At 44.3% G+C, this 16,212-nt stretch carries 12 protein-coding genes and 4 tRNA genes; 13 read left to right on the top strand and 3 right to left on the bottom strand.

Translation table 11 applies throughout. The features are described 5' to 3' along the window. Positions 1-210: 210 nt before the first annotated feature. Positions 211-1,344: an IS4 family transposase gene (locus tag F890_RS06175; protein WP_004647387.1), complete on the top strand. Its 1,134-nt coding sequence runs from the start codon at positions 211-213 to the stop codon at positions 1,342-1,344. Positions 1,345-1,420: 76 nt separating this feature from the next. Here the strand turns inward: F890_RS06175 and F890_RS06170 are convergent, their stop codons facing one another. After that, positions 1,421-2,755 (bottom strand): Na+/H+ antiporter NhaC family protein, encoded by a 1,335-nt coding sequence (locus tag F890_RS06170; protein WP_005266053.1) that lies wholly within the window; start codon positions 2,753-2,755, stop codon positions 1,421-1,423. A 365-nt stretch (positions 2,756-3,120) separates the two neighbouring features. Between F890_RS06170 and trpA the strand changes: the two genes are divergently transcribed. The 4 genes from trpA to F890_RS06150 are packed head-to-tail and all read left to right on the top strand — an operon-like array spanning position 3,121 to position 7,137. Further along, complete coding sequence (gene trpA / locus F890_RS06165; protein ID WP_004281668.1) at positions 3,121-3,924, top strand: tryptophan synthase subunit alpha; 804 nt, start codon at positions 3,121-3,123, stop codon at positions 3,922-3,924. After that, positions 3,921-4,817: an acetyl-CoA carboxylase, carboxyltransferase subunit beta gene (accD, locus tag F890_RS06160; RefSeq protein WP_004281669.1), complete on the top strand. Its 897-nt coding sequence runs from the start codon at positions 3,921-3,923 to the stop codon at positions 4,815-4,817. Before trpA ends, accD begins: the two co-directional genes overlap by 4 nt. After that, the gene (folC, locus tag F890_RS06155) at positions 4,814-6,097 is read left to right on the top strand and encodes a bifunctional tetrahydrofolate synthase/dihydrofolate synthase (RefSeq protein ID WP_005252806.1); all 1,284 of its coding nucleotides are present in this window, start codon (positions 4,814-4,816) and stop codon (positions 6,095-6,097) included. Before accD ends, folC begins: the two co-directional genes overlap by 4 nt. After that, on the top strand, positions 6,094-7,137 hold the full coding sequence (locus tag F890_RS06150; protein WP_005252804.1) for an SPOR domain-containing protein: 1,044 nt from the start codon (positions 6,094-6,096) through the stop codon (positions 7,135-7,137). The genes folC and F890_RS06150 overlap by 4 nt, the downstream gene beginning before the upstream one ends. Here the strand turns inward: F890_RS06150 and F890_RS06145 are convergent. Further along, positions 7,134-7,736, bottom strand: a complete 603-nt coding sequence (locus F890_RS06145) for a dual specificity protein phosphatase family protein (RefSeq protein WP_005266052.1) — start codon at positions 7,734-7,736, stop codon at positions 7,134-7,136. The genes F890_RS06150 and F890_RS06145 overlap by 4 nt on opposite strands. Positions 7,737-8,035: 299 nt before the next feature. Beyond that, complete coding sequence (locus F890_RS06135; protein WP_005252799.1) at positions 8,036-8,677, bottom strand: peroxiredoxin; 642 nt, start codon at positions 8,675-8,677, stop codon at positions 8,036-8,038. A 332-nt stretch (positions 8,678-9,009) separates the two neighbouring features. Here F890_RS06135 and secA point away from each other — a divergent pair, with 332 nt between their 5' ends. From secA to F890_RS06095, 8 genes are all read left to right on the top strand, one after another. Then, positions 9,010-11,736 (top strand): preprotein translocase subunit SecA, encoded by a 2,727-nt coding sequence (secA, locus tag F890_RS06130; protein WP_005252796.1) that lies wholly within the window; start codon positions 9,010-9,012, stop codon positions 11,734-11,736. Positions 11,737-11,877: 141 nt separating this feature from the next. Beyond that, a complete protein-coding gene (locus F890_RS06125; RefSeq protein WP_004645181.1) occupies positions 11,878-12,231 on the top strand; it encodes a hypothetical protein in 354 nt (117 codons plus the stop codon). Between the two features lie 159 nt (positions 12,232-12,390). Continuing rightward, the gene (argJ, locus tag F890_RS06120; protein ID WP_005252791.1) at positions 12,391-13,611 is read left to right on the top strand and encodes a bifunctional glutamate N-acetyltransferase/amino-acid acetyltransferase ArgJ; all 1,221 of its coding nucleotides are present in this window, start codon (positions 12,391-12,393) and stop codon (positions 13,609-13,611) included. Positions 13,612-13,763: 152 nt separating this feature from the next. Continuing rightward, the gene (gene nadA / locus F890_RS06115; protein ID WP_005266051.1) at positions 13,764-14,831 is read left to right on the top strand and encodes a quinolinate synthase NadA; all 1,068 of its coding nucleotides are present in this window, start codon (positions 13,764-13,766) and stop codon (positions 14,829-14,831) included. Between the two features lie 151 nt (positions 14,832-14,982). Next, positions 14,983-15,059: transfer RNA gene (locus F890_RS06110), tRNA-Pro, on the top strand. Positions 15,060-15,093: 34 nt separating this feature from the next. Next, positions 15,094-15,170 (top strand) — tRNA-Arg (locus F890_RS06105). 33 nt (positions 15,171-15,203) lie between these two features. Continuing rightward, positions 15,204-15,279: transfer RNA gene (locus tag F890_RS06100), tRNA-His, on the top strand. Between the two features lie 17 nt (positions 15,280-15,296). Continuing rightward, positions 15,297-15,373, top strand: a tRNA-Pro gene (locus tag F890_RS06095). Positions 15,374-16,212: the final 839 nt, after the last annotated feature.

Below are 16,212 nucleotides of genomic sequence, written 5' to 3'. Positions count from 1 at the left end.
ACACTCTTCAACTGCTCTCGGAATATTCAATAGATGAACTCAATGAGATAGCCACAATGGCATTAGGTATCTCATAGATGTGTAGATACCTATGCCTAAAAGGAGGGGAATTCCCACTGCTGTTCCATAGTTTGATTTAAATAAAAAACCTGAGTCCAAATCGTTAAAATATGAGTGCAAACAAACACTTTAACGACCAGGATTCAGGTTTTGTCACATCAGAATACCGTATTTCATCAGCTTATTAAACCCGTCGTGCGACAGGATTTTGAGCAACTTGCTAAAGTACACCATGTTGGACAGAAATTTAGAGCGGCTTCAAGATGGGATCAGTTTATTGCCATCTTGATGTCTCAACTTTCCTGCAGGCAAAGTCTGAGAGATATTCAATCCAATCTGGAGTGCCAACAGGACAAACTGAGTCATTTCGGAGCAAAGTCTATTCCCCGAAGTACACTGGCACGAATCAATGAGCAGCAGCCTGCTGCCTTGTATCAACAGCTCTTTTACAAGTTGCTTAAATACTATGAACACTCAAAAGTAGCCCATAAATTTCGCTTTAAGAATCCATTATATTCCCTGGATGCCAGTCATATTGACCTGTCGCTTTCCTTATGTGAATGGGCCAAAGTTCACGACTCAAAAGCCAGCATGAAACTCAGCATAGGATTGAATCACAGCAATGATATTCCTGAGTTTATTGCAGTTGAAAATGGTAAAGAAAATGACATGTTACAAGGCCGAAAATTCCAGTTTCCCGCTGGCAGCATTGTGGTCTTTGATAAAGGCTATGTCGATTATCAATGGTATGCGAATCTAAGCGCTCAAAACGTTAGCTTTGTGACACGTTTTAGGCCTAAATCTGTGTATCAGGTGATCCAGCAACATCCAGTGCTTGAATCCAAAGGTATTCTAAAAGATGAAACCATTCAGCTAAATAGCGCACATGCCCTAAAAAGAAAAGCCCCCGTATTAAGAAGAATTGAATATAGAGATCAGCAAAGTGGCAAGCACTTTAGCTTTCTCAGCAATAACTTTCATCTAGCTGCCTCTACCATTGCAGCGATTTACAAAGACCGCTGGAAAGTTGAATTGTTCTTTAAAGCGATTAAACAGAACCTGAAATTAAAAGCCTTTTTAGGCCGAAGCAAGAACGCCATTCAGACGCAAATCTGGATTGCGATGATCGCCTATTTACTGGTAAGTTTCGCTCAACATTTAGGGAAAAAAGGCTGGACAGTTCAGCGCTTACTCAGAATAATTCAAGTGAATTTATTTGAAATAAAAACCTTAAAAGCGTTATTTTCACCCGATAAAGTCCCCATCAAACAAGAGGAAGCTTAAATGAGCTTCCTCTTGTAAAAATTGTGGGACAGCAGTGCCGGTATCGGTCGCTTTTTTATTTTCGCAGGATGATGGATTAAGTGCTTGCTTTCACCTGAGGGAATCTAAACGCGATCGCAGCAATCGCAAAAATGGCCAGAATCCAGCAATAGTACACACCACCAATCAGTTCAACCGGCGAGATTTTTGCAATGGAACAGGCCAGTAGTAACTGTGCGCCATAAGGAATTAAACCCTGTACCACGCAAGAGAAAATATCCATCAGTGCCGCAGAACGCTTGGGATCCACCCCGTATTCTTTGGCGACTTCACGCGCCATATCACCAGACAGAATAATCGCCACGGTATTATTGGCCACAAAGATATTCGAAAACACCACCAGAAAACTAATCCCGATTTCGCCGGCACGTTGCTTCCCAACTTTAAATAGACGGGTCAAGCTATAAATGCGCTCGATCAGCCAGCGTAAACCGCCTTCTCGTTGCATGATCGCCGAGAGGCCACCCAGGAACATCGACAATAACGCCACTTCAAACATGCCGACAAAGCCCTCATAAATGGAAGTATTCAGTTTGAGCAGATCAAATTCAGCTGTGGCAAACAGGCCAAACAAGCCGGAAAGTAGCACGCCAATGGACAGCACAGCCAGAACGTGTAAACGACTAAAGGCCAAAATAAATACGGCGATATAAGGTAAGACCAGGAGCCAGTTAAAATCCCTGTATTCCACTGCATTGCTACTGCCAGTACTCAACACGTAAATCAGAATAGTGACGATCGATGCAGGAACCGCAATCCAGACATTGACTCTGAACTTGTCACGCAGTTGTACGCGTTGGCTGGTGGTCGCCGCAATGGTGGTGTCTGAAATCATGGACAGGTTATCACCGAACATGGCACCACCGACGACCGCACCAATCGCATAAATCACGTCAATATCGGTCACCTGGGTGAAACCAAAAGCGATCGGCGCACAGGCTGCAATGGTGCCCATGGAGGTACCCATCGCCGTGGCAATAAATGCCGAAATCACAAACAGCATCGGTAAGACAAAACTCGGAGGAATAACGGACAGGCCCATTTGTACAGTAGCATCTACACTACCAATCGCACTGCTAACACTGGCAAAAGCACCAGCCAGCATAAACACCATGAACATCAGGATCAGGTTGGGATGGCTGGCACCTTTCAGAAATTCTTCAATACCCTGATTGAGTTTGCCACGATACACTAATGCAGCCAAGATAATCGCAGGCAGGGCAGCCACAGGCGCTTTCACCTGATAGAACGCGAACTCGGTTCCGATCAGGGAATGATAGATCCCGCTACCCAAAAATATGGTTAAAAATACAATAAGCGGCAGCAGTGCAATGGCGCGTGCCTGCACTGTAGCCTCAGAATCAGTCTGCATAGGAGATAAAAAAGTAAGAGAATAGGACTAGTATAAAGCAGGTTTTGCTATTTCAGAAAACTTTAAATGAATGCGCTAACATCTGCATTTTTATTAATTTTTATATGATAAAAATAAGTTTATCTAAATATTCAGGATTTTAGGTAATAGCAAAATTAGGCATCTTTGATCATTGTGAAAAAAATCAAAATAATCGTAAATAGACCCTTCCGAATTGTTTTGAAATCTTCGCACAGGAAATGAAGTACTCGAGGTCGGTATCGCAGACTGTTCATTGGACAAAAAATAGCGTTACAATGCGATGTCTTGTATTTCTACATAGTCAATGCCTCAAGTTTGAAACACGTTAAGGAAAATACCTCTCTATGTCACGTTTAGCCACACGATTTGGACAACTTAAATCTCAACAGCGTAAAGCTTTAGTTTCTTATGTCATGGCGGGTGATCCGCATCCAGAAGTCACAGTGCCTTTGCTGCATGAGATGGTGGAAGCGGGTGTCGACGTGATTGAGCTGGGACTTCCTTTCTCGGACCCGATGGCAGATGGGCCGGTGATTGCACTAGCTGCTGAACGTGCTCTGGCAGGTGGAACCAATACCCTGGATGCCCTGCACATGGTGAAAGAATTTCGCTTGAAAGATCGCGAAACACCAGTGGTACTGATGGGTTATCTGAATCCGGTTGAAGTGATTGGCTATGAAAAGTTTGTGGCTTATGCCTATGAATGTGGAGTAGACGGCGTACTGCTGGTGGACTTGCCACCAGAAGAAGCAAAAAGTCTGGGTGAAGTACTGGCAAAATATGACATGGATCAGATTTTCCTGCTGGCACCCACTTCAACCGATGCACGTATTCAACATGTAGCAAAACAGGCCAGCGGCTTTATTTACTATGTGTCACTGAAAGGCGTGACCGGTGCAGCAACTTTAGATGTCTCTGAAGCCGCTGCACGCATTCAAAAGATTAAAGCTGTGACTGATGTTCCTGTAGGCGTAGGTTTCGGTATCAGTGATGCTGCATCTGCGAAAGCGATGGGTGTTGCTGCCGATGCAGTTATTGTGGGTAGTGCGTTTGTAAAGCAGTTTGCAACGCTCGCACCAGAACAAGCCGTTATTGCGACGGTGAATAAAGTCAAGGAGCTTCGAGCAGCGCTCGATGAGTTAGTATGAGTCAACAAGTGAAATCAGGCAAAATTCTGAGCCCATCGACCCCATGGACGGAGCGTACTGTTCCGGGCATTCAGGTACCCGATGAGCAAACGGTATATAAAGCGACATTTACCGAGCCTACGATTGAGTGCCCTGAATGTCATGCATTGGTGACCCGTACTGCCATGTCATTTAATGCTTATGTCTGTCCGCAATGTGATGAACATTTGCGTATGAAAGCCCGTGAACGTCTGAACTGGTTCTTTGACCAGGTGCAAACAGAATTGGGTCAGGAATTTATAGCCAAAGATCCGCTGAAATTTGTCGATAGCAAAGCCTATCCAGACCGTATGGCGGAAGCACAAAAGAAAACTGGTGAAACCGAAGCATTGGTGGTAATTCAAGGTTTGCTGAAAGGCGTACCGATGATTGCCTGTGCGTTTGAATTCGACTTCATGGGCGGTTCTATGGGTACAGTGGTCGGTGACCGCTTTGTTCAGGCGGCAGAACGTGCGATTGAAACCCGTCAGCCCCTGATCTGTTTTGCTGCTTCGGGTGGTGCACGTATGCAGGAAGGCATGTTGTCCCTGATGCAAATGGCGCGCACTTCGGCTGCGATCCAGCGTTTAAAAGAAGCAGGTCTGCCTTATGTCGTGGTACTGACTCATCCAGTGTACGGCGGTGTGACCGCATCATTGGCAATGCTGGGTGATGTACATATTGCTGAACCGAAAGCGATGATTGGCTTTGCCGGTAAACGTGTGATCGAACAGACTGTACGTGAAAAACTGGAAGAACCGTTCCAGCGCGCGGAATATTTGCTTGATCATGGGGTAATCGATCAGATTGTTCACCGTCATGCATTACGTGATACAGTTTATCGTATCGTTACGAAGTTGATGAATTTGCATTGAACACAGCACCCTTAGCAACAGATTCTTTAAATACATGGCTCGATTATTGGAGCCATGTTCACGTTACGGGTATTGATTTAGGTCTGGAACGGGTTATTCCTGTGGCTGAAAAGCTGGGCGTGACATCTCCAGAGGCCAAAGTGCTGACGGTGGCAGGAACCAATGGTAAGGGTTCGACCACCACCACGCTGGCCGCGATCCTGAATGCGCAAGGCTTCAAGGTCGGGCTATATCAATCCCCCCACGTGTACCGTTTCAATGAGCGTGTTAAATTGCGCGGCATTGAAGTGGAAGATCAGTTGCTGATTGATGCTTTTGTTCAGGTCGATCAGGCTCGTCGCGAATGCGGTTTGAGCCTGTCTTTCTTTGAAGCCACGACACTGGCTGCTTTTGTGATTTTTAAAGATCAAGGCTGTGATGTCTGGGTACTGGAAGTGGGTTTAGGCGGCCGTCTGGATGTGGTCAATGTGGTCAATCCAGATGTGGCGGTAATTACCAATATTGGTCTGGATCATACCGACTGGCTTGGTGACACCATTGAGAAAATTGCTTTTGAAAAGGCCGGAATTATTCGCCCGGATATTCCCGTGGTATTTGGTGGACAGCAACAGATCCCGCAAGCTATTCTAAATAAAGCCCAAGAATGTAAAGCACCCTTGTATGCAATCAACCGGGATTATTTTTATGAAGCCTTTGAAGATGGCCAAAGCTGGGCTTTTGCTTCATCAGGTACGACCTTAAAACTCCCTACAGGTTCACTGGCATTAGATAATATTTCTACCGCCGTGGCCGCCATTCTGCTGAGCGAATTAAACGTCAGCCAGCAGGCAATTGCACAAGGCATTCAAACGGCAAAATTGCCGGGACGTTTTGAAATCCGTCAAATCCAGAATAAAACCGTGATTTTTGATGCAGGACATAACCCGCATGGGGTGGAATTTCTGCTGAAACAATTACGAGATTATTTAAATTACAATCAAAAATATAATGAAGTCATTTGTGTATTTTCAATGCTGGCAGATAAAGATATAAATTCTGTCGTCAAGTTATTGAAAGACACGGTTCAATTGTGGAAAATTGCACCATTATTCGTCCCACGTGCGGCAGAGGTCACAGTTTTGGCTGATGCTTTAAGCGGTGAGGCGGTAGAACAATTTGACAATGTAAAATTAGCTTTTAAATCAGCACTGGATCAAACAGATAATAATCAGCTGATTTTGGTATGTGGATCATTTCATACCTTAGAAGCGGTATGGGAGTATTTGGAAGAATGTCAATGAATAACAAACAGCGCTGGATGGGCGGTGTTGTTTTACTCGGTGGTGGTGTTTTATTGGCAGCATTACTCCTGAAAGGCCAAGATGAAATCAATCAGGACCGTCAGCAAAATCCGGCACAGGCTGCGGAAGTTGAAAATAAAGAGACAGGCAATCATTCGCTCGGTTCTTTGACGGTCGATGTGGAAACAGAAAAGCGTTTACTTGAACAGCAACGTCGTGACCGGGAAAAATCGGTTGCAGAGCAGGAAGCACGTGCAGCCGAATTTTTAGCGATGCAACAGCAGGCTGAAGCAGATGCTGCGCGTAAAGCGGCTGAAGAATATGCTGCCCTGAATGCACACCGCCTGGGACAGCAAAGTTCCGATAATATTCCGCCAGAACTGGTTGAAGACGAACAGGCCAAGCAGAAACGTCTGGCTGAAGAAAAAGCGGTGCAAGAAAAAAAGTTAGCCCAGCAGCAGCTGGACCAACAAAAAGCCAATAGTTCTACTGATGCAGCCAAGAAAGAAGCAGAGCGTAAAGCTGCTGAAAGTAAAGCCGCTGAAGAAAAACGCAAGTTAGAACAACAGCAAAAAGCCGAAGCAGAACGTAAGGCGGCTGAAGCAAAACGTAAAACCGAGGAAGAGCGTAAAGCGGCTGAAAAGAAAGAAGCTGAACGTAAAGCAGCCGAAGAAAAACGTAAGGCCGACGAAAAGCGTAAAGCTGAAGAAGCTAAGAAAAAGGCTGCAGCCGAAGAAGCCAAGAAGAAAGCAGAAGCTGAACAGGCGCGTAAGTTACTGGAAGGTGAAGAGGACAAGCAATGGATGGTGCAGGTGGCACTGGCAGCGAATGAAGCCAATGCGGATGCTGTAGCAGCCAAACTGCGTGCCAAAGGTTATAAGGTCACCAAAAGCTCAACTTCTAAAGGTGTACGCATCATGGTGGGGCCGTCCAAAGACCGTGAGACTGCAGATGCACTTCGTAAGAAAATTGCGTCTGATGCCAGCCTGAATATGAAATCAGCTTGGGTGAATGACTGGGTGCCGCTGGATAAGCGTTAATTCTTTGTATTAACCAAAGTTTCTGTAAATGGATTCGTGAGTTGCTCGCGAATCCATTTTACATTTTCAGGGGTGAATAGATTGTCAATATTGCGCCAAATGGCATGAAAGCCATAACCGCCATGTTTCATTTCCTGTAGTGCCTGCTCAATCGGCCAATGTTCAAAAATAATCCGGTACATGGCGACACTGGCACCGGTTCGGTCTGAGCCGTGATAACAATGCAGGAGCACCTTTTGATGATTTTGTTGTGCTTGCTGAATCAGTAGCATAATTTTCAATAAATCTTCCCGATCAATTGCCCAGGTATGTATGGGTACATGATGCAGCTGAAATTTTTCATTGCTCAAAAGAAAGCTGTCTTTATCCCGTGAACGTAAATTAATAACCACATCGATCTTATGCTGTTTTAATAAAGGAATGAGTTCAGTTGAAGGCTGCTCACTACGATAGACAAAATTGCTGATTTGATGAAAATTATGATTCTGATGAATGGGCTGTCCCCAATGCTGAGGACGTTGAGGTTCAGGCAGGGCCGGCGTGGTCATACAACCTGTCAGGAGGCAGCTCATCAGGATTGGAAATATGCAGATTTTCATACAGAGCATAGATGTTGTTTTTGTTATTTCAAGTTTAAAGTGGATATGGAATTTTGAATATAAAAAAGCCTATCCGAAGACAGGCTGTATCAACAAATCGAATCCGTGGCACGTCAATGTCGTATTCGATAAAACATAAAATCTGGAAAAATAGAGTTTCTCTTATTCTTTACTACGAGCTCCATCTTATCCTGTGCTACGCGCTTCGCTTGTCTTGCGCAAAATTAAAAAGGAGTCCTTTTAATTTGTTGCTCGAAGCATAGCTTCTCACCTTGCGCAAGGGCAGAGCAGTGCTCTGCTTATCCTTGCTCAGGATGGGGCGTTAAGCGCAGGTAAGGCGTGACCGCTGTATAACCTTTTGGAAAACGTTGCTTGATTTCTTCCTCATCTTTCAGTGAAGGGATAATCACAACATCATCACCATGCTGCCAGTTCGCAGGCGTGGCCACTTTATGTTTATCGGTGAGTTGAAGTGAATCCACCACACGCAAGATTTCATGGAAATTACGGCCGGTCGATGCAGGATAAGTAATAATCAAACGGACTTTTTTATTGGGATCAATGACCACTAAAGAACGAACCGTTAGAGTTTCACTGGCATTTGGATGAATAAAGTCATATAGCTCGGAAACTTTACGATCCTGATCGGCAATGATCGGGAAATTCACCGTGGCGTTCTGGGTTTCATTAATATCTTTAATCCAGCCATGATGCGACTCCACATCATCAACTGACAAGGCAATCGCTTTAACACCACGTTTTGCAAACTCATCTTTCAGTTTTGCGGTATAGCCAAGTTCAGTCGTACATACCGGTGTATAGTCGGCAGGGTGTGAAAATAAAATGCCCCAGCTATCACCCAGAAAGTCATAAAAATTAATCAGGCCTTCACTGGATTGCTGTTCAAAATTCGGTGCGGTATCGCCTAGACGTAAACTCATCTTTTTAGCCTCAATTGGTCTTTTAGTGTCGAGATAGGATTTAATATGAACCAATTTTTTTATGATTAAAAATAGTGTTTTTTGCTTTCTTTATGAGTAAATTGCATAAGTAGGATATCCATCTATCCAGAAGCGCAAAAATCAGTCACTTAATTGACTATGTTGCACAGGGAAAATTTGCTACATTACTTTGCCTTAGATCTTAGGGCTAGAACTAAGGATCAGATTTTTTTAGCGGTTTTACAGCAAAACCCTTGTAGTTCAAATTTCTAGCACCATAATAACGACTAAGAACATATTCATTTGACAAGCAAGATTTAGAGAGTCTATTCATGTTGGCAAGTCTGATCGGAGGAATCTTCGGTACCAAAAATGAGCGCGAACTCAAACGCATGCGTAAAATCGTAGACAAGATTAATGTGCTCGAGCCGACGATATCTACCCTTAGCGATGCAGACTTATCTGCAAAAACTGAAGAATTCAAACAACGATATAATAAGGGTGAAACCCTCGATAAATTATTGCCTGAAGCATTTGCAGTCTGTCGTGAAGCGGCGAAGCGGGTGATGGGCATGCGTCATTATGACGTGCAGCTGATCGGTGGTATTACCTTGCATGAAGGCAAAATCGCAGAAATGCGTACCGGTGAAGGTAAAACCCTGATGGGTACTTTGGCCTGTTATCTGAATGCCATCAGTGGTCAGGGCGTGCATGTCATTACCGTGAACGATTACCTGGCGCAACGTGATGCCGAGTTGAACCGTCCATTATTTGAGTTTTTGGGTTTAAGCATCGGCATTATTTATTCCATGCAAAATCCGATGGAAAAAGCTGAAGCTTATCGTGCCGATATTACTTACGGTACCAATAACGAATTTGGCTTTGACTACCTGCGTGACAACATGGTGTTCTCGCTGGCTGAGAAAAAGCAGCGTGGTTTGACCTATGCGATTATCGATGAGGTCGATTCGATCCTGATTGATGAAGCACGTACCCCGTTGATTATTTCCGGTCAAAGTGAAGATTCTTCACAGCTTTATGCAGCCATCAATAATATTCCACGAAAATTACAGGCACAGAAAGAAGAGAAAGTGCCGGATGGCGGTCACTTCTGGATTGATGAAAAACAGCGTTCAGTTGAAATTACTGAAGTGGGTTTTGAAACCATTGAAAGTGAATTGATTGAAATGGGCTTGCTGGCAGAAGGCGAGAGCTTGTATTCAGCGTCGAACCTGAACCTGTTGCATCATGTCACTGCAGCGATCCGTGCCCATTATCTCTATCAACGCAATGTGCAATACATCATCAACGATGGTGAAGTGATTATTGTCGATGAAAATACCGGTCGTACCATGCCGGGACGTCGCTGGTCTGAAGGTTTGCATCAAGCCGTAGAAGCCAAAGAGGGTCTGGAGATCCAGCCGGAAAACCAGACTCTGGCAACCACAACCTTCCAGAACTATTTCCGTCTGTATAAAAAATTATCCGGTATGACCGGTACTGCTGATACTGAAGCAGCGGAAATGAAAGAAATTTATGGTCTGGATGTGGTGCTGATTCCGACCCACCGTCCAATGATTCGTCAAGACCATAACGATTTAATTTATTTAAATCGTGAAGGGAAATATAACGCGATTATTCAAGAAATTCAGCGTGTGCATGAAGCTGGTGTCGCACCAATTTTGATTGGTACAGCCACCATTGAAGCTTCTGAGATTCTGTCGGATAAGCTAAAAGCGGCAGGGATCCAGCATGAAGTACTGAATGCCAAACAGCACGAACGTGAAGCCGATATTATTGCGCAGGCCGGTGCGCCGCGTGCAGTGACGATTGCCACCAACATGGCCGGTCGTGGTACCGATATTCTCTTGGGTGGTAACTGGAAGGCGTTGCTGGCTAAAATTGAAAACCCGACTCCTGAAGATGAAACGCGTCTGAAAGCAGAATGGGATGTTAATCACCAGGCTGTGCTGGATTCAGGCGGTTTGCATATTATCGGTTCCGAGCGTCATGAATCACGCCGTATCGATAACCAGCTGCGTGGTCGTGCCGGTCGTCAAGGTGACCCGGGTGTATCGCGTTTCTATCTGTCACTTGAAGATGACTTGATGCGTATTTTTGCCGGTGATCGCGTAGTCGGCATGATGCGTGCCATGGGCTTGCAGGAAGATGAAGCGATTGAGCACAAAATGGTGTCTCGCTCGATTGAAAATGCGCAGCGTAAAGTGGAAGCACGTAACTTCGATATTCGTAAGAATTTGCTGAAATACGATGACGTCAATAACGAACAGCGTAAGATCATTTATAGTCAGCGTGACGACATTCTGGCAGAAAATTCACTGCAGGATTATATTGAAGAAATGATCCGTGAAGTGATGCAGGGTGTAATCGCCAACTATATTCCGCCTGAATCGATTCATGACCAGTGGGATAGTGAAGGTCTGGAACTGGCGCTGCGTGAAGATCTTTCGATGGATCTTCCTATCGGACAATGGCTGGAACAGGACCGTCGTCTGGATGAAGAAGCTTTGGTAGTGCGCATTACCGATGAAGTACTGAACCGCTACCGTTCACGTCGTGAACAAATGGGTGAAGAATCTGCAGCTTCGCTTGAACGTCACTTTATGCTGAATTCTCTGGATCGTCATTGGAAAGAGCATCTGGCGGCTATGGATTATTTGCGTCAAGGTATTCATTTACGTGGTTATGCGCAAAAGAATCCAGAGCAGGAATATAAAAAAGAAGCTTATAACCTGTTTGTAAACATGCTGGGTACGATTAAGTCCGATGTCGTGACAGATCTGTCACGCATCCACGTACCGACACCTGAAGAGCTGGCGGAAATGGAAGCACAGCAGCAGGCACAGGCTGAGGCAATGCGTTTGCAGTTATCTCATGAAGAGTTTGACGGCTTGCTGGCAGGTGAACATGAGGTGACGACCGAGCAAAATGTTCAGGCGAATCCTGTAGCACCAGTCTTTGAAGCACCGGCAAGTCGTAATGCACCTTGTCCATGTGGTTCAGGCCTGAAATACAAACAGTGTCATGGCAAGATCTAAACAGTGTTAAAAAAAATCAGAGCCACATGGCTCTGATTTTTTTATGTATGAAGATTTTTCAGAAATTGAATACTGTTTGCAGTCTTAGGAATTAAATGCTATTTAATGGCTCATTCAACACCTCAAAGTGGAATAACCTGAATGAAAAAAGTATTAAAAACGCTCATGATTGCCGCTTTGGCAATACCTGCCTTAAGTTTTGCACAAACTGCAGCGACCACAACAATTGATAAAGTTCAGCAAGCGGTAGGTACTAACACTGCTCAAGTACAACGTACCGATGCGCAAGTGACTGTAGCAAGCCCACGTACCGGCATCCGTTATACCTTTGCCAACCAGAACCGTCCGATTGTATTGCAGACCGCTGCGATTGCAGCTGCTAATGCGGCAAATGCAGACCGTATTGTTGCTACTAATCCTGCACTTTCTAGTGCAAGTCAACAACAAGCGAAACAGGCTTTACTAAGCGAATCTGGACAACTTGCACAAAATTAAAAATATCTTAATTTTAAAAACGTAGAAACCAGTCTTGATGACTGGTTTTTTATTGTGAAAACCCATAACAAATCTCAGGCTGGCTCAGGCTTTGGCTCGATTTTTTGTTGCAGATCAACTAAGCTGTATTTTTCTAAAACTTCAATATTGGACTTTAAAATGGCAGTTGGTGACGTATCTATGCCACAGATGCATGTGGTGAAAGGGGTTAAAATTGGTTCGGCTGAAGCCTATGTGCGCTATCAGAACCGACGTGACCTGGTGATATTTGAACTGGCTGCAGGCTCCAATGTTGCTGGGGTGTTTACCCAGAATGCCTTTTGTGCAGCACCTGTGCATGTATCCAAAGCACATTTGCAAGCGGGAAATCCACGTTACCTGGTAATCAATACCGGCAATGCCAATGCAGGAACAGGTCCTACAGGCATGGCAAATGCAGAAGCCACCTGTGCCAAGTTAGCTGAACTTGCAGGCGTACAGGCTGCTGAAGTGTTGCCATTCTCGACTGGTGTGATTGGTGAGCAGCTTCCAATGGAGCGTTTGCTTACAGGTTTACAGCCTGCGCTGGATTCATTGCGTGATGATGCCTGGGGCGATGCAGCGACTGGAATCATGACCACAGATACCACTCCGAAAGGTGCGTCAGAACAGTTCGAGCTGGATGGTGTGACTTATACCATGACCGGTATTTCCAAAGGTGCAGGCATGATTCGCCCGAATATGGCGACCATGCTGGGCTATGTTGCGACGGATACACCGATCAGCCGTGAACTGGTTCAACAGTTATTAACTGAAACAGTCAATGTATCGTTTAACCGTATTACAATTGATGGCGATACCTCAACTAATGACTCGTGTATTTTTATTGCCACAGGTCAGGCCGGTGGTGCTGAAATCACTTCGACTGAAGATCCACGTTATGCAGTGGTGCTAGACGTATTGACACGTACCATGAAACGCCTTGCGCAACTGATTGTACGTGATGGTGAAGGTGCGACTAAATTCATTACCGTGACTGTAGAAGGTGGTGGCAATACTCAAGAGTGCTGCGATATTGCCTATAGCATTGCGCATTCACCGCTGGTCAAAACCGCAATCTTTGCTTCTGACCCAAACTGGGGCCGTATTCTGGCAGCGATTGGTTATGCCGGTGTGCCAAATTTAGACGTTGCAAAAATTCAGGTTTGGTTAGATGATGTACAAATCTGCAAAGATGGTGGTGCGGCAGCAGACTATACTGAAGCAGCCGGTGCACGTGTGATGGCCCAGGCTGAAATGACGATTCGTGTTGATCTTGGACGAGGTCAGGCAAAAGATACGGTTTATACCTGTGACCTGTCGTATGACTACGTAAAAATCAATGCAGATTATCGCTCATAATTCAGATTGTTTATAAAGCCTCCGTTGTGGGGCTTTTTTATACTTAATGATTTTTAATGACTGGTCAAAAATAGCATTTCGCCAGAGATGACCGGGATGTAGGGTGAAAGGTTCATTGAATAGTGAACCATGAGGGTAGAGTAAGAGTTGTTATGAATGATGCGACCAAATTAATAGCCAATGAAGCTAAATCGATTGTGCAGGCGCATTTAGATCGTTTAGGTGTTCCACAAGAACATCAAATGAGCCAGCAGGAAAAATTGGACAAATTTGCACAGATCAAGGCAGAGCTGGAAAAACAGGATGCTGTTTTGGTGGCGCATTATTATTGTGATCCTGAAGTGCAAGAACTGGCTGAACTGACGGGGGGCTGTGTTTCCGATTCACTGGAAATGGCGCGTTTTGGTCGCGATCATCCAGCTTCAACGCTTGTGGTAGCTGGTGTGAAATTTATGGGCGAAACCTCTAAAATTCTTTCACCCAATAAAACCGTGCTGATGCCAACTTTGGAAGCGACCTGTTCACTGGACTTAGGTTGTCCTGTCGATGAGCTTACCGCTTTTTGCGATGCGCATCCGGATCATACCGTGGTGGTTTATGCTAACACGTCAGCGGCTGTGAAAGCCCGAGCCGATTGGGTCGTCACTTCAAGTTGTGCAGTGGAAATTATCGAACATCTGGACGGTCTGGGCGAAAAAATCATCTGGGCACCCGATCAGCATTTGGGTCGTTATATCCAGAAAAAAACCGGTGCAGAGATGTTGCTCTGGGATGGTGCTTGTATCGTACATGAAGAATTCCGTTCACGCGGTATTGCCAATATGAAAGCACTCTATCCAGATGCTGCGGTTCTGGTACATCCTGAATCACCGATGTCTGTAGTCGAGATTGCCGATGCCGTGGGTAGTACCTCACAATTAATTAAAGCAGCACAGACTTTGCCGAATCAACGTTTAATCGTTGCTACTGATCGCGGTATTTTTTATAAAATGCAGCAGGCAGTGCCGGATAAAATTCTGATTGAAGCACCAACCGCAGGAGAGGGGGCAACTTGTCGTTCTTGTGCGCATTGTCCTTGGATGGCCATGAACGAGCTGAATGGTATCTTGCATGTGTTACAGCATAAAGATCAGGAAGTGCATGTCGATCCGGTACTTGCTGAACGAGCTAAACTGCCTCTAGATCGCATGCTGAACTTTAGTGCCGGACTAAAACGTTAAAATTTGTATAAAAAATGTCTGAAGCGATTGATAAATAAACGCTTGAAGCGTTTTTTCGGTTTTTTTTAAATATAGGTGTTGACGTCTCCGGGCGTCGCGCCTAGAATGCACACCGTACCGAACGATGTTCGATACGAAAGCTGAGATGAATCGGAGCATAGCACAGCCTGGTAGTGCACCTGGTTTGGGACCAGGGGGTCGTAGGTTCGAATCCTACTGCTCCGACCAATTCTTCAAGGCAAATGATGTTTGCATCAGTAACGCGCTTGTAGCTCAGTTGGATAGAGCATCCGCCTTCTAAGCGGATGGTCACAGGTTCGAATCCTGTCAGGCGCGCCATTTGGTCGCTTGATGTTAAGAATCAAAATGATGGTGGATGTAGCTCAGTTGGTAGAGCCCTGGATTGTGATTCCAGTTGTCGCGGGTTCGAATCCCGTCATTCACCCCAACTTTTAAAGTTGAAATCGGAGCATAGCACAGCCTGGTAGTGCACCTGGTTTGGGACCAGGGGGTCGTAGGTTCGAATCCTACTGCTCCGACCATCTCCTTCAAGATGGTCGAGATAAAAGATACCGCGTTAAGCGGTTTTTTTATGCCTGAAATTCAATGTGAATAAAAAATATACAATTGTTATCGGTGGCTATCATGATGAATGCTCGAATTCCTATTAAATTATTTTTCATCTAATAAAACTGTGCATTGAAGATTGCTTTCTTCTCGCATTGCTTCACTCTTAATTTTAATCATTCAACAATTTAACCAGAGTTCATCTATAGAGTGATTATCTTGTTGAATGGAATTTTAATGGATGGATGAGGATTATATTTTTAAAATGGGTAAGGGATTCCATAGTAAATCTATTTTATTAACTCATCTGTTGTGTTTGATCTGAAATAAAGACAATAAAAAATTTTTAGATAGATATAGCAATTAAATTAACTAGAAATACCCATTGATAAGTAAATAAACTACTTTAAAACATCAATAATTGAATAAATTTTGAGTGAAAAATAGAAAAACCTGTATTTTTTGTAGAATAAATAAACAGTCGTGATATTTTTGCTGAATTATTTAAGAATAGGGGTTGTATTGGGTTGGGAATCCTGTAGAATGCACATCCATCGGCGGTGATGAAGATTAAAACTTCTGATAAAACAGTGACTTAGTTGAGTTTAATTGAGTTCGGTTTTAGAAAGAAAGTTTAAAAATAGTTTTCATTACTGGTTGACTTTCTAGAGATAGAGAGTAATATAGCCGACCTAGCTTGCTGGTGACGAATCAGCAAGAAGATCATTAAGAGATTATGAAGAACAACTTGTGTGGATTTTTACTGGTTGATTGATCGAAATTATTTTCATTGATTGATGGTAGAAATTACTCG

It is taken from the genome of Acinetobacter sp. CIP 64.7 (assembly GCF_000369745.1).
Classification (GTDB): Bacteria; Pseudomonadota; Gammaproteobacteria; order Pseudomonadales; family Moraxellaceae; genus Acinetobacter; species Acinetobacter fasciculus.
Note: the sequence above shows the minus strand (reverse complement) of the source record. Positions and strands in the feature narration are given on the sequence as shown.